Annotated in this window: 17 protein-coding genes and 1 tRNA gene; 14 read left to right on the top strand and 4 right to left on the bottom strand. The window is 56.0% G+C overall.

Annotated features, from left to right (window positions below):
- From ACFPLB_RS11555 to rpoC, 11 genes are all read left to right on the top strand, one after another.
- The coding region (locus tag ACFPLB_RS11555; RefSeq protein WP_465251469.1) for an EF-Tu C-terminal domain-related protein at positions 1 to 253 on the top strand (253 nt) is incomplete at its 5' end.
- Between the two features lie 134 nt (positions 254 to 387).
- Positions 388 to 463 (top strand) — tRNA-Trp (locus ACFPLB_RS11550).
- A 370-nt stretch (positions 464 to 833) separates the two neighbouring features.
- Positions 834 to 1,037 carry a preprotein translocase subunit SecE gene (gene secE, locus ACFPLB_RS11545; RefSeq protein WP_378229738.1) on the top strand — a complete coding sequence of 68 codons (204 nt, stop codon included), beginning with the start codon at positions 834 to 836 and terminating at the stop codon, positions 1,035 to 1,037.
- Positions 1,038 to 1,065: 28 nt separating this feature from the next.
- A complete protein-coding gene (gene nusG / locus ACFPLB_RS11540) occupies positions 1,066 to 1,605 on the top strand; it encodes a transcription termination/antitermination protein NusG (protein ID WP_378229736.1) in 540 nt (179 codons plus the stop codon).
- 162 nt (positions 1,606 to 1,767) lie between these two features.
- Positions 1,768 to 2,196 (top strand): 50S ribosomal protein L11, encoded by a 429-nt coding sequence (rplK, locus tag ACFPLB_RS11535; protein WP_378229734.1) that lies wholly within the window; start codon positions 1,768 to 1,770, stop codon positions 2,194 to 2,196.
- A gap of 4 nt (positions 2,197 to 2,200) precedes the next feature.
- Positions 2,201 to 2,899 carry a 50S ribosomal protein L1 gene (gene rplA / locus ACFPLB_RS11530; RefSeq protein WP_378229732.1) on the top strand — a complete coding sequence of 233 codons (699 nt, stop codon included), beginning with the start codon at positions 2,201 to 2,203 and terminating at the stop codon, positions 2,897 to 2,899.
- On the top strand, positions 2,899 to 3,276 hold the full coding sequence (locus ACFPLB_RS11525; protein ID WP_378229730.1) for a hypothetical protein: 378 nt from the start codon (positions 2,899 to 2,901) through the stop codon (positions 3,274 to 3,276). The genes rplA and ACFPLB_RS11525 overlap by 1 nt, the downstream gene beginning before the upstream one ends.
- A 3-nt stretch (positions 3,277 to 3,279) precedes the next feature.
- Positions 3,280 to 3,798: a 50S ribosomal protein L10 gene (gene rplJ, locus ACFPLB_RS11520; protein ID WP_378229728.1), complete on the top strand. Its 519-nt coding sequence runs from the start codon at positions 3,280 to 3,282 to the stop codon at positions 3,796 to 3,798.
- Between the two features lie 56 nt (positions 3,799 to 3,854).
- Entirely contained in the window at positions 3,855 to 4,232 is a 378-nt protein-coding gene (gene rplL / locus ACFPLB_RS11515) for a 50S ribosomal protein L7/L12 (RefSeq protein ID WP_378229726.1), read from the top strand.
- A gap of 247 nt (positions 4,233 to 4,479) precedes the next feature.
- Positions 4,480 to 8,619, top strand: a complete 4,140-nt coding sequence (gene rpoB / locus ACFPLB_RS11510; protein ID WP_378229724.1) for a DNA-directed RNA polymerase subunit beta — start codon at positions 4,480 to 4,482, stop codon at positions 8,617 to 8,619.
- 158 nt (positions 8,620 to 8,777) lie between these two features.
- Positions 8,778 to 12,977, top strand: coding sequence for a DNA-directed RNA polymerase subunit beta' (gene rpoC, locus ACFPLB_RS11505; RefSeq protein ID WP_378229722.1), 4,200 nt, complete (start codon positions 8,778 to 8,780; stop codon positions 12,975 to 12,977).
- Between the two features lie 112 nt (positions 12,978 to 13,089).
- Here rpoC and ACFPLB_RS11500 read toward each other — a convergent pair whose 3' ends face one another.
- The 4 genes from ACFPLB_RS11500 to ACFPLB_RS11485 form a co-directional block, all read right to left on the bottom strand.
- Positions 13,090 to 13,380, bottom strand: a complete 291-nt coding sequence (locus tag ACFPLB_RS11500) for a PTS sugar transporter subunit IIB (protein WP_378229720.1) — start codon at positions 13,378 to 13,380, stop codon at positions 13,090 to 13,092.
- Complete coding sequence (locus ACFPLB_RS11495) at positions 13,377 to 13,865, bottom strand: PTS sugar transporter subunit IIA (protein ID WP_378229718.1); 489 nt, start codon at positions 13,863 to 13,865, stop codon at positions 13,377 to 13,379. Before ACFPLB_RS11495 ends, ACFPLB_RS11500 begins: the two co-directional genes overlap by 4 nt.
- Positions 13,866 to 13,876: 11 nt before the next feature.
- Positions 13,877 to 15,289: a PTS galactitol transporter subunit IIC gene (locus ACFPLB_RS11490; protein ID WP_378229716.1), complete on the bottom strand. Its 1,413-nt coding sequence runs from the start codon at positions 15,287 to 15,289 to the stop codon at positions 13,877 to 13,879.
- A 203-nt stretch (positions 15,290 to 15,492) separates the two neighbouring features.
- A complete protein-coding gene (locus ACFPLB_RS11485; RefSeq protein ID WP_378229714.1) occupies positions 15,493 to 15,786 on the bottom strand; it encodes a transcriptional regulator in 294 nt (97 codons plus the stop codon).
- Between the two features lie 453 nt (positions 15,787 to 16,239).
- Between ACFPLB_RS11485 and rpsL the strand changes: the two genes are divergently transcribed.
- From rpsL to fusA, 3 genes are read left to right on the top strand one after another with little or no spacing between them, the layout of a single operon-like run.
- Positions 16,240 to 16,611 carry a 30S ribosomal protein S12 gene (gene rpsL / locus ACFPLB_RS11480; RefSeq protein ID WP_035033399.1) on the top strand — a complete coding sequence of 124 codons (372 nt, stop codon included), beginning with the start codon at positions 16,240 to 16,242 and terminating at the stop codon, positions 16,609 to 16,611.
- Positions 16,612 to 16,667: 56 nt separating this feature from the next.
- Complete coding sequence (gene rpsG / locus ACFPLB_RS11475) at positions 16,668 to 17,138, top strand: 30S ribosomal protein S7 (protein WP_378229712.1); 471 nt, start codon at positions 16,668 to 16,670, stop codon at positions 17,136 to 17,138.
- A 27-nt stretch (positions 17,139 to 17,165) separates the two neighbouring features.
- The gene (gene fusA / locus ACFPLB_RS11470; protein WP_378229710.1) at positions 17,166 to 19,256 is read left to right on the top strand and encodes an elongation factor G; all 2,091 of its coding nucleotides are present in this window, start codon (positions 17,166 to 17,168) and stop codon (positions 19,254 to 19,256) included.
- The last annotated feature ends 134 nt before the right edge of the window (positions 19,257 to 19,390 follow it).

Here is a 19,390-nt window from a genome sequence, read left to right as displayed (position 1 = left end):
TCTGACGAAGGAAGAGGGTGGCCGTCATACGCCGTTCTTCAACAACTACCGTCCGCAGTTCTATTTCCGCACCACGGACGTGACCGGTATTGTGACGCTTCCTGAAGGCACCGAGATGGTGATGCCTGGCGACAACATCACGGTTGATGTGGAACTGATCGTTCCGATCGCCATGGAAGAGCGCCTGCGCTTTGCTATCCGTGAAGGTGGTCGCACCGTCGGCGCCGGTATCGTTGCCGCAATCGTCGAATAAGACATTGTGATTTTGGCGGTTCCTGTGGAGGGGCCGCCAATTTCCGTTCAAAATCGCTTGAAGCTTTGGCTGGAACCGATTAGGAACGGGCAGTTCTTCAGGCCCGCAATCGAATTGGCCTGATGATTTGAAGTAGGGGTATAGCTCAGTTGGTAGAGCGGCGGTCTCCAAAACCGCAGGTCGCGGGTTCGAGCCCTGCTGCCCCTGCCATTTTTTCACTGAAGAAAAATTTTTCCGGAAAGGCCACACTGGAAGACCGGAAGAGTAAAATCCAGCCCTTGGTTGCCTTTTGGGGCGGGCTGTGAGATAAGATCTGCATAGCCGGGACGGGACGACTGGATGGTTCCGATGCGGTGTGCCCATAAATCAGATGCTTGCCCCCTTGCGTGTGCAGGGAATCAGATTTATGTAGATGTTGACAGACACGCGACGCGTGAAGCCAGAAGTGTGGCTTTGCGCGTCTGATTTGCATGAATGCAGCAGTTTATCGATTCGTGATTGATAGCTCTTCATGTCTCACGTCCCGTTAAGCGGGATCATCCAGAGGGTTCTGCCCAGGACCCTGAAAGCAGAGCAGTATATGGCGTCGAAGACCACCAATCCTTTTGTCTTTCTTCAGCAGGTTCGCTCCGAGACCAGCAAGGTGACATGGCCGACGCGGCGCGAGACGATTATCTCCACCATCATGGTTCTGATTTTTTCTATGCTGGCGATGGTTTTCTTTTTTGCCGCTGATCAGATCATGGGTCTGGCTGTCGAGCTGATCCTCAATATCGGGCGTTGAATTCGGCGATTACGGAGAAGTTTTTCATATGACCGCGCGCTGGTACATCGTTCACGCCTATTCCAACTTCGAGAAGAAGGTGGCGGACGACATTGAGAACAAGGCCCGTCAGAAGGGTCTGAGCGACAGGATCGAACAGATCGTGGTGCCGACCGAGAAGGTGGTCGAGGTGCGTCGCGGCAAGAAGGTCGATGCCGAGCGCAAATTTTTCCCCGGCTATGTGCTGATGAAGGCCGATCTCAATGACGCCGTGATTTCACTGGTCAAGAATACGCCGCGTGTAACCGGTTTTCTCGGAGAGGACAGGCATACGGCCAAGCCGATGCATATTCCTGATCATGAGGCGGAGCGTATCCTGTCTCAGGTGCAGGAAGGTGTGGATCGGCCAAAGCCGTCTGTTACCTTTGAAATTGGCGAGGCGATCCGTGTTTCGGATGGGCCTTTTGCTTCCTTTAATGGTTTCGTTCAGGAGGTCGATGAGGAGCGCGCGCGTCTCAAGGTCGAGGTTTCGATCTTTGGTCGTGCCGTGCCGGTCGATCTGGAGTTCGGGCAGGTCGAAAAGGGCTGACCCGCATAATGCCCTTCTTTTGAGGGGTGTTTAAGGGCAGCGCATTTTGATGCGCTGCTTGAGTGGTGGGAGGCAAGGGCGGCTTAGCCGGTCGCATGAACCGAACCACCAGGCTGCAACCGCCGGCTCTCGAAGCTGGCATGAGATAAGGCAGATTGAGAAATGGCTAAGAAAGTAGCAGGCCAGCTCAAGCTTCAGGTTCCTGCGGGTTCGGCGACACCGTCGCCCCCGATCGGTCCTGCGCTTGGTCAGCGTGGCATCAACATCATGGAATTCTGCAAGGCGTTCAACGCGCAGAGCCAGGAGATGGAAAAAGGTTCGCCCATTCCTGTGGTGATCACCTATTATCAGGACAAGTCCTTCACCTTCACCATGAAGACACCTCCGGTGGCTTATTTCCTGAAGAAGGCCCTGAATTTGAAGTCCGGTTCCAAAGAGGCGGGCAAGATCAAGGCTGGTGAAATCAGCCGTGACAAGCTGCGCGAAATCGCTGAAGCCAAGATGAAGGATCTTAACGCCAACGACGTGGACGCGGCGATGCGTATGGTCGAAGGTTCTGCCCGTTCGATGGGCCTGGAAGTGGTGGGCTGATCAGATGGCAAAACTGTCCAAGCGTGTAGCAAAATTTCGTGAGGGTCTTGATCCCGACAAGCTCTATGATCTGGGTGAGGCCGTTCAGCTTCTCAAGGATCGCTCGTCGGTGAAGTTTGACGAGACCGTTGAAATCTCGATGAATCTGGGCGTTGACCCGCGCCATGCCGACCAGATGGTCCGCGGTGTGGTCAATCTGCCCAATGGTACGGGTCGTACGGTGCGTGTTGCCGTGTTTGCCCGTGGTGACAAGGCTGATGAAGCCAAGGCTGCCGGTGCAGATATTGTCGGCGCCGAAGATCTGGTTGAGATCGTCCAGAAGGGCGAGATCAATTTTGATCGCTGCATTGCCACCCCGGACATGATGCCGCTGGTCGGTCGTCTGGGCAAGGTGCTTGGCCCTCGCGGCATGATGCCCAATCCCAAGGTTGGAACTGTGACGCCTGATGTGGCGGGTGCGGTTCAGGCCTCGAAGGGTGGCGCGGTTGAATTTCGCGTTGAAAAGGCCGGTATCGTGCATGGTGGTATTGGTAAGGTGTCTTTCGACGCCAAGGCGCTGGAAGAAAATATCCGCGCGTTTGCCGATGCGGTCAACAAGGCCAAGCCGACTGGCGCCAAGGGTGTTTACCTCAAGCGCGTGGCCTTGTCTTCAACCATGGGCCCGGGTCTGAAGCTGGATTTGGCATCTCTGGCCATTTCCTGATGATTTTTGCTGATTGCCGCACAAGCGGCGGTCAGCATGATATTCCCGCTCTTGCTTTGGCAGGGGCTGGAAAGCCGGGGTGTAAAAACCCCGGCATCCTGTCCGAGATTGCAGACGGGCCTCTTTTTAAAAGGTGGTCCTTAATTCAAACGGGTCTGCATGAGACGGGTGAAGACCGGATACTGGAGGTTTTTATGCTTCCAGAGCAAGGTTTGAACCGTGTGTGCCTTTTGTCTGTACGCTTTCGGGTGTGGCGGAAAGGGGACAGGATCCTCGAAACGTCGATCATGAAGCTCTGTTTTTCAAGGGCTGAGATGACCGGCAAAAGGCAACCCGACGCCTGCATCGTAAATGGTGTGGGGGTCAACTGGAGATAGGCAGTGGATAGAGCGGAAAAACGCGAACTTGTCGCGGAACTGAACGTCGCCTTCAAAGGCGCCGGTTCAGTTGTCGTGGCCCACTATGCCGGGATCACCGTTGCGCAGATGAACGATCTTCGTGTGAAGATGCGTGCTGCGGGTGGAACCGTCAAAGTCGCGAAGAACCGCCTCGCCAAAATCGCTCTTCAGGGCACTGAATCCGAAGGTATCATCGATCTGTTCTCAGGACAGACGCTGATTGCCTATTCGGACGATCCGGTTGCAGCTCCAAAGGTCGCGTCCGATTTCGCCAAGGGCAATGACAAGCTTGTCATTCTCGGCGGCGCAATGGGCAAGACCTCGCTCGATCCCGATGGTGTGAAGGCTCTGGCCTCGCTTCCGTCGCTCGACGAGCTGCGTGCCAAGTTGGTGGGTATGATTTCCACCCCGGCAACCCGGATTGCACAGGTCGTCAACGCACCGGCAGGCAATGTCGCGCGCGTTATCGGCGCTTATGCCCGGAAGAACGAGGCGGCGTGAGGCCGTTCCTCGCCCAAATAACAACACGTTCGAATCTTTATTAAAGGAATATAAACATGGCTGATCTTGCCAAAATCGTTGAAGACCTGTCGGCGCTGACCGTTCTTGAGGCTGCCGAACTGTCGAAGCTGCTGGAAGAAAAGTGGGGCGTGTCTGCCGCTGCTCCTGTGGCTGCTGCTGCTGCTGGCGGTGGCGGTGGTGCTGCTGCCGCTGAAGAAGAAAAGAGCGAATTTGACGTCGTTCTTGCCGAAGCTGGCGCCAAGAAGATCGAGGTCATCAAGGAAGTCCGCGCTATCACCGGCCTGGGCCTCAAGGAAGCCAAGGATCTGGTTGAAGCTGCTCCCAAGCCTGTCAAGGAAGGCGTGGCCAAGGATGAAGCCGAAAAGATCAAGGCCCAGCTTGAAGCTGCTGGCGCCAAGGTTGAGCTGAAGTAACAGCACGGGTTCTGGCGGGTGGTTTTTTTTAAAAAAGAAAACCATCCGCCGCCTTTGAGAACAAAAGCCTCTCAAGGGAACAGGAGCCCGCGTTTTTGAGTTGGAGAACCTCTTTCCTGATGGCCGAAAGCGGCTTTCAGGAAACAGGTTTTCACCTGTTTTGGACATGGCTGCTGTTTTGTCAGCGGCCCGGAGGCAAGGCGAGCCCCGGTGTGGTTTGCCCCGAGATGTGAGCGAAGGAGCTATTATGGCCCAGACCCAGACTTTCAATGGCCGCAGGCGCGTCAGAAAGTTTTTCGGAAAAATCCCCGAAGTGGCCGAGATGCCGAACCTGATCGAGGTTCAAAAGGCGTCCTACGACCAGTTCCTGATGGTCGAGGAGCCGGAAGGCGGCCGCGGCGACGAAGGTTTGCAGGCTGTTTTCAAGTCTGTATTCCCGATTTCGGATTTTTCCGGCGCTTCAATGCTGGAATTTGTCAAATATGAATTTGAAGCCCCCAAATTCGACGTTGAGGAATGCCGTCAGCGCGATCTGACCTATTCGGCGCCGCTCAAGGTGACGCTGCGGCTGATCGTGTTCGATATTGATGAAGATACCGGCGCCAAGTCGATCAAGGACATCAAGGAGCAGGATGTCTATATGGGCGACATGCCGTTGATGACCTCCAACGGCACCTTCATCGTCAACGGCACCGAGCGTGTGATCGTTTCGCAGATGCACCGTTCGCCGGGCGTGTTTTTCGATCATGACAAGGGCAAGACCCATTCCTCGGGCAAGCTCTTGTTTGCGTCGCGCGTCATTCCCTATCGCGGGTCGTGGCTCGATATCGAGTTCGACGCCAAGGATGTCGTTCATGCGCGCATCGATCGCCGCCGCAAAATTCCGGTAACCACGCTGTTGATGGCGCTGGGCATGGATGGCGAAGACATTCTGTCAACCTTCTATAACAAGATCACTTACACAAGAACGGGCGACCACTGGCGCATTCCTTACGATGTCGAGCGCTTCAAGGGTCTGAAGACCATCGATGATCTGGTTGATGCCGATACCGGCGAAGTCATGGTCGAGATGGGCAAGAAGATCACTGTGCGCCAGGCGCGCCAATTGGCCGAAAAGGGCCTGAAGGCCATCAAGGCAACCGATGAGGATCTGATCGGCAATTATCTGGCTGAAGATCTGGTCAACTATCAGACCGGTGAAATCTATCTGGAAGCTGGCGACGAGATCGATGAAAAGACCTTGAAAGTGCTGCTTGGCACGGGCGAGGAAAAAATCCAGATTCTCGATATCGACCATGTGAATATCGGCGCCTATATCCGTAACACACTGGCCGTTGACAAGAATGAGGGCCGTCAGGATGCGCTGTTTGACATTTATCGTGTCATGCGTCCGGGCGAGCCGCCAACGCTTGAAACAGCCGAGGCGATGTTCAACTCATTGTTCTTTGATCCTGAGCGTTACGACCTTTCGGCGGTCGGTCGCGTCAAGATGAATATGCGTCTTGAGCAGGATGCTGAAGACACCGTGCGTGTGTTGCGCAAGGAAGACATTCTGGCTGTCGTCAAGACGCTGGTTGATCTGCGCGACGGCAAGGGTGAAATCGATGACATCGACAATCTCGGCAACCGCCGGGTGCGTTCGGTCGGTGAATTGATGGAAAACCAGTATCGCGTCGGTTTGCTGCGCATGGAGCGCGCCATCAAGGAGCGCATGTCGTCGATCGAGATCGACACGGTCATGCCGCAGGATCTGATCAATGCCAAGCCAGCGGCGGCTGCCGTGCGTGAGTTCTTTGGCTCCTCGCAATTGTCGCAGTTCATGGACCAGACCAATCCGCTGTCGGAAATCACCCACAAGCGCCGCCTGTCGGCTCTTGGGCCAGGTGGTCTGACCCGCGAGCGTGCCGGTTTTGAAGTGCGCGACGTGCATCCGACCCATTATGGCCGCATCTGCCCGATCGAGACGCCTGAAGGCCCCAATATCGGTCTGATCAACTCGCTGGCCACTTTCGCCCGCGTCAATAAATACGGTTTCATCGAAAGCCCGTATCGCAAGATCGTGGACGGCAAGCTGACCAATGATGTCGTCTATCTGTCGGCAATGGAAGAGGCCAAGCATTTTGTGGCGCAGGCCAATGCCGATCTGGATGCGAATGGAAGCTTTGTCGATGAATTTGTCATCTGCCGGAATGCCGGTGAGGTGATGATGGCGCCGCGCGAAATGATCGATCTGATGGACGTTTCGCCCAAGCAGATGGTTTCGGTTGCAGCCGCGCTCATTCCCTTCCTTGAAAATGACGATGCCAACCGCGCCTTGATGGGGTCCAACATGCAGCGTCAGGCTGTGCCGCTGGTGCGTGCCGAAGCGCCGTTTGTCGGCACCGGCATGGAGTCGATCGTTGCGCGTGATTCAGGGGCTGCCATTGGCGCACGCCGCGGCGGTGTCGTCGATCAGGTGGACGCCACCCGTATCGTTATTCGCGCTACGGAAGATCTCGATCCGGGCAAATCAGGCGTTGATATTTATCGCCTGATGAAGTTCCAGCGCTCCAACCAGTCAACCTGCATCAATCAGCGTCCGCTGGTGAAGGTGGGTGACCGCGTCAACAGAGGCGACATCATTGCCGATGGTCCGTCGACCGATCTGGGCGATCTGGCGCTTGGCCGCAACGTGCTGGTCGCGTTCATGCCGTGGAATGGCTACAATTACGAAGACTCGATCCTGCTGTCAGAGCGGATCGTGGCCGATGACATTTTCACCTCGATCCATATCGAGGAATTTGAGGTCATGGCGCGCGATACCAAGCTTGGGCCGGAAGAGATTACCCGTGATATTCCAAACGTCTCGGAAGAGGCGCTGAAGAATCTCGATGAGGCGGGCATTGTCTATATCGGTGCCGAAGTGCAGCCGGGTGACATTCTTGTCGGCAAGATCACGCCAAAGGGCGAAAGCCCGATGACGCCGGAAGAAAAGCTGTTGCGCGCCATTTTTGGTGAAAAAGCCTCCGACGTGCGTGACACCTCCATGCGCATGCCCCCGGGCACGTTCGGCACGGTGGTGGAAGTTCGTGTCTTCAACCGCCACGGTGTGGAGAAGGACGAGCGCGCCATGGCGATCGAGCGCGAGGAGATCGAACACCTCGCCAAGGACCGCGATGACGAGCAGGCAATTCTCGACCGCAACGTCTATGCGCGTCTGGCTGACATGCTCGATGGCAAGGAAGGAATTGCCGGGCCAAAGGGCTTCAAGAAGGGAACTGCGCTGACGCGTGAGGCGCTCAACGATTATCCGCGTTCGCAATGGTGGCAGTTTGCTGTTGAAGATGAAAGGCTTCAGAGCGAACTGGAAGCTCTGCGCGGCCAGTATGACGACTCCAAAAAGGCGCTGGAACAGCGTTTCATGGACAAGGTCGAAAAGGTCCAGCGCGGCGATGAGATGCTTCCGGGCGTCATGAAGATGGTCAAGGTCTTTGTGGCTGTGAAGCGCAAGATGCAGCCGGGCGACAAGATGGCTGGCCGTCATGGCAACAAGGGCGTGGTATCGCGCATTGTGCCGGTGGAAGACATGCCGTTCCTGGAAGATGGAACCCATGCCGACATCGTGCTCAATCCGCTCGGTGTGCCGTCGCGTATGAATGTCGGTCAGATTCTGGAAACCCATCTGGGCTGGGCTTGCGCCGGTATGGGCAAGAAGATCGGTGAACTGATCGATGCCTACAAGGCCGGTGGCGATATCAAGCCTTTGCGTGAGACGGTTGAATCGGTCATTCCCGAAAATGACCGAAACGAGCCGGTTCGCGATTATGATGATGAATCTGTCGTGCGTCTGGGTGAACAGATGCGGCGCGGCGTTTCGATCGCCACGCCGGTGTTTGACGGCGCCAATGAGGCCGATATTGACCATATGTTGACGCAGGCCGGCCTGCACACATCGGGTCAGTCGCAGCTTTATGACGGGCGCACCGGCGAACCTTTCGATCGCAAGGTGACCATGGGCTATATTTACATGCTCAAGCTGCACCACCTGGTCGACGACAAGATCCATGCCCGCTCCATCGGTCCATACTCGCTCGTCACCCAGCAGCCGCTGGGCGGCAAGGCGCAGTTCGGTGGTCAGCGCTTCGGTGAGATGGAGGTGTGGGCGCTTGAAGCTTATGGCGCAGCCTACACGCTTCAGGAAATGCTCACCGTCAAGTCGGATGACGTGGCCGGCCGCACCAAGGTCTATGAGGCTATCGTGCGTGGTGACGATACGTTTGAGGCGGGTATTCCTGAAAGCTTCAACGTTCTGGTCAAGGAAATGCGTTCGCTTGGTCTGAATGTTGAACTGGAAAACACCAGACAGGAAGATGGCCCGGCAGCACAGATGCCGGAAGCCGCCGAATAGGCGATACGCTCAAGTGGTCGCGTTTTATGGCGCGACCACCACAGCCTTTCACGGGCTTTACATGAATTTTCCGGTCAAGGCCGGTTCTGGCGGACTTTCAGCGCCGCATGAAAACGAAATTGGGGCATTTTTGAAAAAACCCCGCAAAGGAGAATGGCATGAACCAAGAGGTCATGAATCTCTTCAACCCGCAGGCACCGGCTCAGGTGTTCGATTCCATCCGGATTTCGCTCGCCAGCCCTGAAAAAATCCTGTCGTGGTCCTTCGGCGAGATCAAGAAGCCGGAGACGATCAATTACCGCACGTTCAAGCCGGAGCGTGACGGTCTGTTTTGCGCGCGCATCTTCGGTCCGATCAAGGACTATGAGTGCTTGTGCGGCAAATATAAGCGTATGAAATACAAGGGCGTCATCTGCGAAAAATGCGGCGTTGAGGTTACGCTTTCGCGGGTGCGGCGCGAGCGCATGGGCCATATTGAACTGGCGGCACCCGTTGCGCATATCTGGTTTTTGAAATCGCTGCCTTCCCGCATCGGCATGTTGCTCGACATGACGCTCAAGGACATTGAGCGGGTTCTTTATTTCGAGAACTATATCGTCACCGAGCCGGGTCTGACGGCGTTGCAGGAAAACCAGCTTCTCTCGGAAGAAGAGTATATGCTGGCTGTGGACGAATATGGCGAGGACAGCTTTACCGCCATGATCGGCGCCGAGGCGATCCAGGAGCTTCTTGGCTCGATGGAACTGGATAATATCGCTGGCGATCTGCGCTCCGAACTTGCGAGCACGACATCTGAGCTGAAGCAGAAGAAATTGCTGCGTCGTCTCAAGGTGGTTGAAAACTTCATCGAGTCCGGCAATCGCCCCGAATGGATGATCATGAAGGTCATTCCGGTCATTCCGCCGGATCTGCGCCCGCTGGTGCCGCTGGATGGCGGTCGTTTTGCAACGTCTGATCTCAACGATCTTTACCGCCGCGTCATCAACCGTAACAACCGTCTGAAGCGTCTGATCGAGCTTCGCGCGCCCGGCATCATTGTGCGCAATGAAAAGCGCATGTTGCAGGAAGCCGTTGACGCCTTGTTTGACAATGGTCGCCGTGGCCGTGTCATCACCGGCGCCAACAAGCGCCCGCTCAAGTCGCTGTCGGACATGCTCAAGGGCAAGCAGGGCCGCTTCCGCCAGAACCTGCTGGGCAAGCGCGTTGACTATTCAGGCCGTTCGGTCATCGTCACCGGTCCTGAATTGCTGCTGCATCAATGCGGTTTGCCGAAAAAGATGGCGCTGGAGCTGTTCAAGCCGTTCATCTATGCGCGTCTTGACGCAAAAGGCTTTTCCTCAACCGTCAAGCAGGCCAAGAAGCTGGTTGAAAAAGAGCGTCCCGAGGTCTGGGATATTCTTGATGAGGTGATCCGCGAACATCCGGTGCTGCTTAACCGCGCGCCGACGCTGCACCGCCTCGGCATTCAGGCTTTTGAGCCGGTGCTGATTGAAGGCAAGGCCATCCAGCTTCATCCGCTGGTCTGTACTGCGTTCAATGCTGACTTTGACGGTGACCAGATGGCCGTTCACGTGCCGCTGTCGCTGGAAGCGCAGCTTGAGGCGCGTGTGCTGATGATGTCGACCAACAACATCCTGCACCCGGCATCTGGCGCGCCGATCATCGTGCCGTCGCAGGATATGGTTCTGGGGCTTTATTATCTGTCGCTCATGAACCAGAACGAGCCGGGCGAGGGCATGGTGTTTGCCGATATGGGCGAGATGCAGCATGCGCTTGAAACCAAGGCTGTAACGCTGCATGCCAAGATCAAGGGTCGCTTCAAGACCGTTGATGCTGAAGGCAAGCCGGTTTCAAAAATTTATGAGACGACACCGGGCCGCATGATCATTGGTGAACTTCTGCCGAAGAACCATGATGTGCCGTTCGATATTGCCAATCAGGAGATGACCAAGAAAAACATCTCCAAGATGATCGATATCGTCTATCGCCACTGCGGCCAGAAGGAGACGGTCATTTTCTGTGACCGGATCATGCAGCTTGGCTTTGGCCATGCCTGCCGCGCCGGTATTTCGTTTGGCAAGGATGACATGCTCATTCCTGATACCAAGGCCAGGCTGGTGACCGATACCGAGGCGCTCGCCAAGGAATATGAACAGCAATATAATGACGGCCTGATCACACAGGGCGAGAAGTACAACAAGGTGGTCGATGCCTGGGCCAAGTGCTCGGAAAAAGTTGCCGAGGAAATGATGGGCCGCATCAAGGCGGTCGAGTTCGACGAGAATGGCCGTCAAAAGCCGATGAACTCGATCTATATGATGTCGCATTCGGGAGCGCGTGGTTCGCCCACCCAGATGCGTCAGCTTGCCGGTATGCGCGGCCTGATGGCCAAGCCGAGCGGCGAGATCATCGAGACGCCGATCATTTCCAACTTCAAGGAAGGTCTGACCGTTCTTGAATATTTCAACTCAACCCACGGGGCACGCAAGGGCCTGGCCGATACGGCGCTGAAGACGGCCAACTCGGGCTATCTGACCCGCCGTCTGGTTGACGTGGCGCAAGACTGCATCGTCACCACGCCTGATTGCGGCACCGACAGGGGCCTGACCATGCAGCCGATCGTTGATGCCGGTCAGGTGGTCGCCTCGGTTGGTCAGCGTGTTCTTGGCCGTACGGCGCTCGATGATATCCTTCATCCGGTTTCCGGCGAGGTTCTGGTGAAGGCTGGCAGGCTGATGGATGAGCGCGACATCGAGGCGATCGAGAAGGCTGGTGTCCAGTCGGTTCGCATCCGCTCGGCGCTGACCTGTGACGTGCGCACTGGTGTGTGCGCCGTTTGCTACGGTCGTGATCTGGCGCGTGGTACGCCGGTCAATATCGGTGAGGCTGTGGGCGTTATTGCTGCGCAGTCGATCGGTGAGCCGGGCACGCAGTTGACCATGCGCACCTTCCATATGGGTGGTACGGCGCAGGTGGTGGACTCCTCCTTCCTTGAGGCCTCTTATGAGGGCACGGTTGCGATCCGCAACCGCAATGTGGTGCGCAACTCCGATGGCCACCTTGTGGTCATGGGCCGCAACATGGCGGTTCTCATTCTTGATGAGGCCGGCAAGGAGCGTGCCACGCATCGCCTGACCTATGGTTCGCGCATCTTTGTTGATGATGGCGACAAGGTAAAGCGTGGCCAGCGTATTGCTGAATGGGACCCCTACACCCGTCCGGTGCTGACCGAAGTTGAGGGTCGGGTCGAGTTCGAGGATCTGGTTGAAAGCATTTCGGTGCAGGAAACAGCCGATGAATCGACCGGTATCACCAAGCGTGAGGTCATCGACTGGCGCTCCACGCCACGTGGCGCCGACCTCAAGCCTGCAATCGTTGTTCAGGACGCCAAGGGCAAGATTGCCAAGCTGTCCAAGGGCAGCGAGGCGCGCTTCCTGCTTTCGGTCGAGGCCATTCTTTCGGTGGAGCCGGGTGCACAGGTTCGTCCCGGTGACGTTCTGGCCCGTGTGCCGATGGAAAGCGCCAAGACCAAGGACATCACCGGTGGTCTGCCACGGGTTGCCGAACTGTTTGAGGCTCGCCGTCCGAAGGATCATGCCGTCATTGCCGAGATCGATGGCACGGTTCGCTATGGTCGCGACTACAAGAACAAGCGTCGCATCATCATCGAGTCGCATGATGAGACGATTGAGAATGCAGAATATCTGATTCCGAAGGGCAAGCCGTTCCATCTTCAGGATGGAGACGTGATCGAGAAGGGTGAGTATATTCTCGATGGCAATCCCGCACCGCATGATATTCTGGCCATTCGCGGCGTTGAGGCGCTGGCCTCCTATCTCGTCAACGAGATTCAGGAAGTCTATCGTTTGCAAGGCGTGTCGATCAACGACAAGCACATTGAAGTGATCGTTCGCCAGATGCTGCAAAAGGTGGAAATCACGGAACAGGGTGACTCGACCTATATTCCGGGCGATCATGTCGATACGGTCGAACTTGATGAGATCAATGATCGTCTGATCGAGGAAGGCAAGAAGCCGGCTTCCGGCCAGCCGGTGCTGCTGGGCATCACCAAGGCCTCGCTGCAAACGCCATCCTTTATCTCGGCCGCCTCGTTCCAGGAGACGACGCGCGTGCTGACCGAGGCAGCCGTTGCCGGCAAGACCGACATGTTGCAGGGCTTGAAGGAAAACGTCATCGTTGGCCGCCTGATCCCGGCGGGTACGGGTGGACAGATGAGCCAGATCCGGCGCATCGCCACATCGCGTGACGAGTTGATCCTTGACGAGCGCCGCAAGGCTTCAGCGGCGCAGACGGCAGACGCCATGCTGACTGACATGACCACGACGGCTGCACAATAAAAACATTCATGCAAGCCAGTTGCGTTCATCTGGCTTGCATGAACAGCCCAACAAAAAGGCCGCCGGATCACTCCGGCGGCCTTTTTGCTGTTTTGGGGTGATCTCGTAAAGATCAGTTGTCGCGCAAGGCAGCCTCGATCTTGTCGAGTGCTTCACTCTTGCCCATGCCTGTCAGGAAGGCGAGGGTGGTGATGACCGGAACGCCAAGGTCTGCTGGCAATTGCGTGGTTGAAACCACCAGATCAATGCCATTGAGCATGGAGCGGACTTCCGTTGCCTTGCACTGATTGGAATTGATGATGATATCGCGTTCCTTCATGGCCTCGGTGACTGCATGTGAGACCAGTGTTGAGGTGGCCACTCCTGTCCCGCAGGCAAACAGCACGTTTTTTCGCAAGGTCATTTCGGGTTATCTCCATGTTGAGCGCCATTGAGAAGCGCCAGCGCCTCGGCGGAATTGGTGGTGTTGAGCAGCCGGTTGCTTAAGTCCTCATCCTGAATGGTCAACATGATCTGTTGCAGCATTTCGATTTGCTTGTCTTTGTCGTTCAGCGCCAGCATGAACACCAGCCCCACCGGCACAGCTTCTTGCGGGTCTTCCATATTGGCAAAAACCACCGGATTTTCCAGTATTGCCAGAGCTATTCCGGGCTTTAGAACATGTTCTGGGTCTGTATGGGGCACGGCAACATTGCTGTCGCGCCCCATCGGCAGGCCTGTGGGCATATGTGCTTCCCTTGCCAGAACAGCTTCGGCATAGCTTGGCCGGACATAGCCGAGCTTTTCCAGCCTCGCGGCCAGAAGGCGGATGACCTCCTCGCTCGACGTGGCTTTTGCCTTGATCGCGATAGCTTCGCTTTCAATGTATCCGGCAAGGGCGTTTGACATATGAACAGTTCCTAAACCTGGCTTGTTGATGTGGCGTCCTCATCGTCTGCACCTGCGGCCCGCTCCCATGCGGCGGTATTGCGCTGGTAGAGCCAGAAGCACAGGGCAATGATTGCAGCGAGCAGGAACAGGCCGATTACGGCGAGATTCTGAACTGCAGCAACCACAACATAAGAAATCCACAAGAAGCCATCGACCACAGAGGTAATCTGCACCGCATTGGCTGGCATGGTGAAGCCTGCATCAACCGCTGCACCGGTAAACAGTGGCGCCAGTGCATTTGCCACATAAAAACCGGCGGCAAGCGTGATGGTGCCAACCACGACCATGCGAAAGACATTGCCGCGCAGGACCGGGGCCGTCATGGCCACGAGGAAGGGAATAACCGCCAGGTCAGCAAACAGGATGACGCGGTTTCCGGGCAGGAATATCGACAGGAGAATGGCAATCGGCACCAGGATCAGCGACGACGAGATGGCAGCCGGATGGCCGATCAGAATGGCCGAATCCAGCCCCACCAGCAATTCACGGTCACCGGCCCGCTTGCGTACGAATTCATGGGCGGCTTCCGAAACGGGAATAAGACCTTCCATGAGAATCTTGACCATGCGTGGCAACAGCAACATGGCGGCAGCTAGCGTCATGCCGGTTTGCAACACCTTGGAAATGACAGTGCTGGCGTCACCCGCATTATAATAGGCGATCACACCGATCACGAGACCGATGATCAGACCCAGCACGACAGGTTCACCAAACACGCCAAGCCTGCGCTCAATGGCTTCGGTGCTCATGTCGATCTTGTTGATGACGGGAATGCGATCGATGATCCAGTTGACGACAATGGCGATGGGCAGAATCTGGGCTGAAGCCAGATGCGGGACGGATACGCCCGGAACGCCATAAAATTTCTGGACAGCCCGCGCTGACCAGTCGGCAAACAGCAGCGCCAGCGCAGACATCAGTGCTGCAATAGTCAGCCCATAGCCGATACTGCCGGTTGCAGCCGTTGCCAGCGAGCCGATGAAGGCAAAATGCCAGAAATTCCAGACATCGACATTAAGTGTGCGTGTCAGCCGCGTCATCAGCAGGATTATATTGACGATGATGGCAATCGGGATGACCCATAGGCCAACCGATGAGCCAAAAGCGATGGCCGCAGCCGACGGCCAGCCGACATCAACAATGTCGCGCTTGATGCCTGTATTGTTGACGATGGCCTGAGCTGAATCGCCAATTGTGCCAAGCATCAGGCCAAGCACCAGATTGATACCGATAAAGGCAACACCAATGGTGACAGCAGCCCGGAAGGCCTTGCCCGCTTTTGCGCCAAGAATGAGCGCGATGATGAAGATGACCCCGGGCAGGAGAACTGTCGCCCCGAGCGTATCGATAATGGCTTTAAGGCCACTGAGAAACGCGTCCATATTTCCCTCCGAAATGTTCCGATTCCAGAACAATTGTTATTCTGCAAGAACAGAAATTGCTCTTTGTTCAGACCCCTGTCAATTCACACAAGGCCGGGAGGAAGGGCTGCAAGACAAATTCCCAGAGGAGAATTCGTAAATTGTCTCTCTGGGAAGGGGGAAAAGGGGAGGGGGATTGATAATGCATCCTTGTCCCTGATTGGTCAGTCAGCCTGGTCGAAGGTGATAATGGAAACCTCGCCTTCAAGTGCGCCCTGATAGGCAGACAGATGCGGTTCATCATCAGGCTCGCCTTCCATGTCGCCGATCTGATCGAGTTCGGCTTCTGCATAACCTTCTGCCGCCAGTGAATCCAGCGCGCGCCGCACGGCCGAATCGTCGTCGGGGGCGATGAGCATGATATGGACGCCTTCGCTCTTTCCGCCCTTGCGACGCCATACCCGGCCAATGATGATGGTGACAGCCCGGTCCTGATCCGGTGATTCCGTCTCGTTCATGAATGATTCCCGTCTTGATGGCAGTTATTGAGGCTTTCTGACGCCCGGATCGCATGAACCGGCCTTGAAGACCAGAATGGAACGTGACAATATAATGCGCAACTGCCCACCGGTACGAAAGATTCTTAATCGAGGCAGGCAAAACGCCGCTTCACCTACAGAATCTGGCGTCACGGGGTTGACGAAACCAAGGCTAGAGCGTAGAAGCCGCGCAGTCAGAACCAATGTGAGACTTTCCTTTCCAGGGTGACACGCCCCGGAGTTAGCCTCAAACAGGGTTCATTTTACGAACGAAAGACATTTCCGGCATGCAAGAAGCGAAAAACGCTTCCTCTGCTTTTTGTTCGGGCAGCACCGCAAGAGGCGGTTTGTGGCCCGAATTTTGGTATGGAAATGATTCTTGCGCTGCCCTGACTGGGTTTGAGATATGGAATTGAGAGACAAGAGGGTTTAATGCCTACCGTCAACCAGCTGATCCGCAAGCCGCGCAAAGCGCCGGCAGTGCGCAACAAAGTCCCGGCCATGCAGCAGAATCCGCAGAAGCGGGGCGTCTGCACGCGCGTTTACACAACGACGCCGAAGAAGCCGAACTCTGCCCTGCGCAAGGTTGCGAAGATCCGCCTGACCAATGGTTTTGAGGTCATCGGTTATATTCCAGGTGAAGGCCATAACCTTCAGGAGCACTCTGTGGTCATGATCCGCGGCGGTCGCGTCAAGGATCTTCCAGGTGTGCGCTACCACATCATCCGCGGCGTACTCGATACGCAAGGTGTCAAGAACCGCAAGCAGCGTCGCTCCAAATACGGCGCCAAGCGTCCGAAGTAAGTTTGCGGCTTGGTGCTTCTTTGCAGGCGCCGCGCGAAAGATAGAGAGACAACAGCATGTCCCGTCGTCACAGTGCAGAAAAGCGTGAGATCAACCCGGACCCGAAGTTCGGCGATCTGGTCATCACCAAGTTTATGAACGCCATCATGTATGATGGCAAGAAGTCGATAGCCGAAGGCATCGTTTATGGTGCTCTCGATCAGGTCCAGTCGCGGGCCAAGCAGGAGCCGGTTACGGTTTTCCATCAGGCGCTCGACAATGTCGCGCCGCATGTGGAGGTGCGTTCGCGCCGTGTTGGTGGCGCCACCTATCAGGTTCCGGTCGATGTTCGCCCTGAGCGCCGTCAGGCGCTGGCCATCCGCTGGCTGATCGCTGCTGCGCGCAACCGCAATGAGACCACCATGATTGATCGTCTGTCGGGCGAGTTGATGGATGCCGCCAATAATCGTGGCACCGCTGTCAAGAAGCGCGAAGACACTCACAAGATGGCCGAAGCCAACCGCGCCTTTGCGCATTACCGCTGGTAAGCGCGAAAGAAGAAGAGAGGCACTCCCATGGCCCGCGAATATCCAATTCACGAATATCGTAATTTCGGCATCATGGCTCACATCGATGCCGGCAAGACGACCACGACCGAGCGCATCCTGTATTACACAGGTAAGAACCATAAAATGGGCGAGACGCATGATGGCGCCTCGACCATGGACTGGATGGAGCAGGAGCAGGAGCGTGGCATCACGATCACCTCGGCTGCAACCACCACGTCCTGGCGGGGCCGTGACGGCAAGGATCGTCGTTTCAATATTATCGACACCCCCGGCCACGTTGACTTCACCATTGAGGTTGAGCGTTCCTTGCGCGTGCTCGATGGCGCCATCACCCTGCTGGACTCCAATGCGGGCGTCGAGCCGCAGACCGAGACCGTCTGGCGTCAGGCCGAGAAGTATGACGTTCCACGGATGATTTTCTGCAACAAGATGGACAAGATCGGCGCGGATTTCTTCCGTTGCCTCGACATGATCAAGTCGCGTCTGGGTGCTGTGCCGCTGGCCATGCAGATTCCGATTGGTGCCGAGAATGATTTCAAGGGCGTCATCGATCTTCTTGAGATGAAGGCGCTGGTCTGGCATGATGAGGCGCTTGGTGCGCAGTGGGATGTCGTTGATATTCCTGCTGATTTGCAGGCCAAGGCTGAAGAATATCGCGAAAAGCTCATCGAGACGGCTGTCGAGATGGATGATGACGCGATGAATGCCTATCTTGAAGGCAATATTCCTTCGGTTGATGAGTTGCGTGCGCTGGTTCGCAAAGGAACCATCGACGTCAAGTTCCATCCGGTGTTCTGTGGTACGGCCTTCAAGAACAAGGGCGTTCAGCCGCTTCTGGATGCTGTGATCGATTATCTTCCGGCCCCGGATGAAATTCCGCCGATCAAGGGTATCGACGCCAAGACCGAAGAAGAAATCGTTCGTCACTCGACGGATGATGAGCCGCTGTCCATGCTGGCCTTCAAGGTCATGAACGACCCCTTCGTCGGTTCGCTGACTTTTGCCCGTATCTATTCAGGCAAGATCACCAAGGGCATGTCGATTGAAAACACCGTCAAGGGCAAGAAGGAGCGCATCGGCCGTATGTTGCAGATGCATTCCAATTCGCGCTCTGACGTTGATGAGGCTTTTGCTGGCGACATCATCGCGCTTGCCGGTCTGAAAGAGACGGGCACGGGTGACACGCTGTGCGATCCTTTGTCCCCGGTCATTCTGGAGCGTATGGATTTTCCTGAGCCGGTTATCCAGATCGCCATTGAGCCGAAGACCAAGGCGGACCAGGAAAAGATGGGCCTTGCGCTGCATCGTCTGGCTGCTGAAGATCCGTCCTTCCGCGTCAAGACCGATGAAGAAAGCGGTCAGACCATCATTGCTGGCATGGGTGAGCTTCACCTCGACATCATTGTCGATCGCATGAAGCGCGAGTTCAAGGTCGAGGCCAATGTTGGCGCTCCCCAGGTTGCTTATCGCGAAACGATCACCCGTTCGCATGAGCAGGACTACACGCATAAGAAGCAGACCGGTGGCACGGGTCAGTTTGCCCGCGTCAAGGTTGTGTTCGAGCCGAACAGCGAGAGCGAGGATTACCAGTTCGAGTCCAAGATTGTCGGTGGTGCCGTTCCCAAGGAATACATCCCCGGCGTTCAGAAGGGTATCGAAAGCATCATGTCTTCGGGTCCGTTTGCCGGCTTCCCGATGATTGGTGTGAAGGCAACCCTCATCGATGGTGCTTTCCACGATGTTGACTCCTCGGTACTGGCATTTGAAATCGCTGCACGGGCCTGCTTCCGCGAAGCTGCATCGAAACTGGGTGTGCAGCTGCTTGAGCCGGTCATGAAGGTCGAAGTTGTTACGCCGGAAGAATATGTCGGAAACATCATCGGCGACCTGAACAGCCGTCGTGGTCAAATCCAGGGACAGGAAGCCCGTGGCATTGCCGTGGTCATCAATTCCATGGTTCCGCTGGCCAACATGTTCAAATATGTCGATACTTTGCGCTCCATGTCGCAGGGTCGCGCACAATACACCATGCAGTTCGACCACTACGAGCCGGTTCCGACCGCCGTGGCGCAGGAAGTGCAGAAGAAATACGCATAAGCCCCCACGGGTTGCTTGTAACTTAATTCAACGCCCCGGTGGGCAAGCAGGAATGGAGATCTCACATGGCAAAAGGTAAATTCGAGCGCAATAAGCCTCATGTGAACATTGGCACGATTGGTCACGTTGACCAT

The sequence above is a fragment of the Aquamicrobium segne genome (assembly GCF_042656785.1).
In the GTDB taxonomy this organism is placed as follows: Bacteria; Pseudomonadota; Alphaproteobacteria; order Rhizobiales; family Rhizobiaceae; genus Mesorhizobium; species Mesorhizobium segne.
Note: the sequence above shows the minus strand (reverse complement) of the source record. Positions and strands in the feature narration are given on the sequence as shown.

Coding starts and splice junctions, on each gene's coding strand:
- ACFPLB_RS11500 (WP_378229720.1), bottom strand. CDS start 13,380: ATGACCTTGCGAAAAAACGTGCTGTTTGCCTGCGGGACAGGAGTGGCC.
- rpsL (WP_035033399.1), top strand. CDS start 16,240: ATGCCTACCGTCAACCAGCTGATCCGCAAGCCGCGCAAAGCGCCGGCA.
- rpoC (WP_378229722.1), top strand. CDS start 8,778: ATGAACCAAGAGGTCATGAATCTCTTCAACCCGCAGGCACCGGCTCAG.
- rplK (WP_378229734.1), top strand. CDS start 1,768: ATGGCTAAGAAAGTAGCAGGCCAGCTCAAGCTTCAGGTTCCTGCGGGT.
- fusA (WP_378229710.1), top strand. CDS start 17,166: ATGGCCCGCGAATATCCAATTCACGAATATCGTAATTTCGGCATCATG.
- ACFPLB_RS11495 (WP_378229718.1), bottom strand. CDS start 13,865: ATGTCAAACGCCCTTGCCGGATACATTGAAAGCGAAGCTATCGCGATC.
- ACFPLB_RS11525 (WP_378229730.1), top strand. CDS start 2,899: ATGATTTTTGCTGATTGCCGCACAAGCGGCGGTCAGCATGATATTCCC.
- rpoB (WP_378229724.1), top strand. CDS start 4,480: ATGGCCCAGACCCAGACTTTCAATGGCCGCAGGCGCGTCAGAAAGTTT.
- rplA (WP_378229732.1), top strand. CDS start 2,201: ATGGCAAAACTGTCCAAGCGTGTAGCAAAATTTCGTGAGGGTCTTGAT.
- secE (WP_378229738.1), top strand. CDS start 834: ATGGCGTCGAAGACCACCAATCCTTTTGTCTTTCTTCAGCAGGTTCGC.
- ACFPLB_RS11485 (WP_378229714.1), bottom strand. CDS start 15,786: ATGAACGAGACGGAATCACCGGATCAGGACCGGGCTGTCACCATCATC.
- ACFPLB_RS11490 (WP_378229716.1), bottom strand. CDS start 15,289: ATGGACGCGTTTCTCAGTGGCCTTAAAGCCATTATCGATACGCTCGGG.
- rpsG (WP_378229712.1), top strand. CDS start 16,668: ATGTCCCGTCGTCACAGTGCAGAAAAGCGTGAGATCAACCCGGACCCG.
- rplL (WP_378229726.1), top strand. CDS start 3,855: ATGGCTGATCTTGCCAAAATCGTTGAAGACCTGTCGGCGCTGACCGTT.
- nusG (WP_378229736.1), top strand. CDS start 1,066: ATGACCGCGCGCTGGTACATCGTTCACGCCTATTCCAACTTCGAGAAG.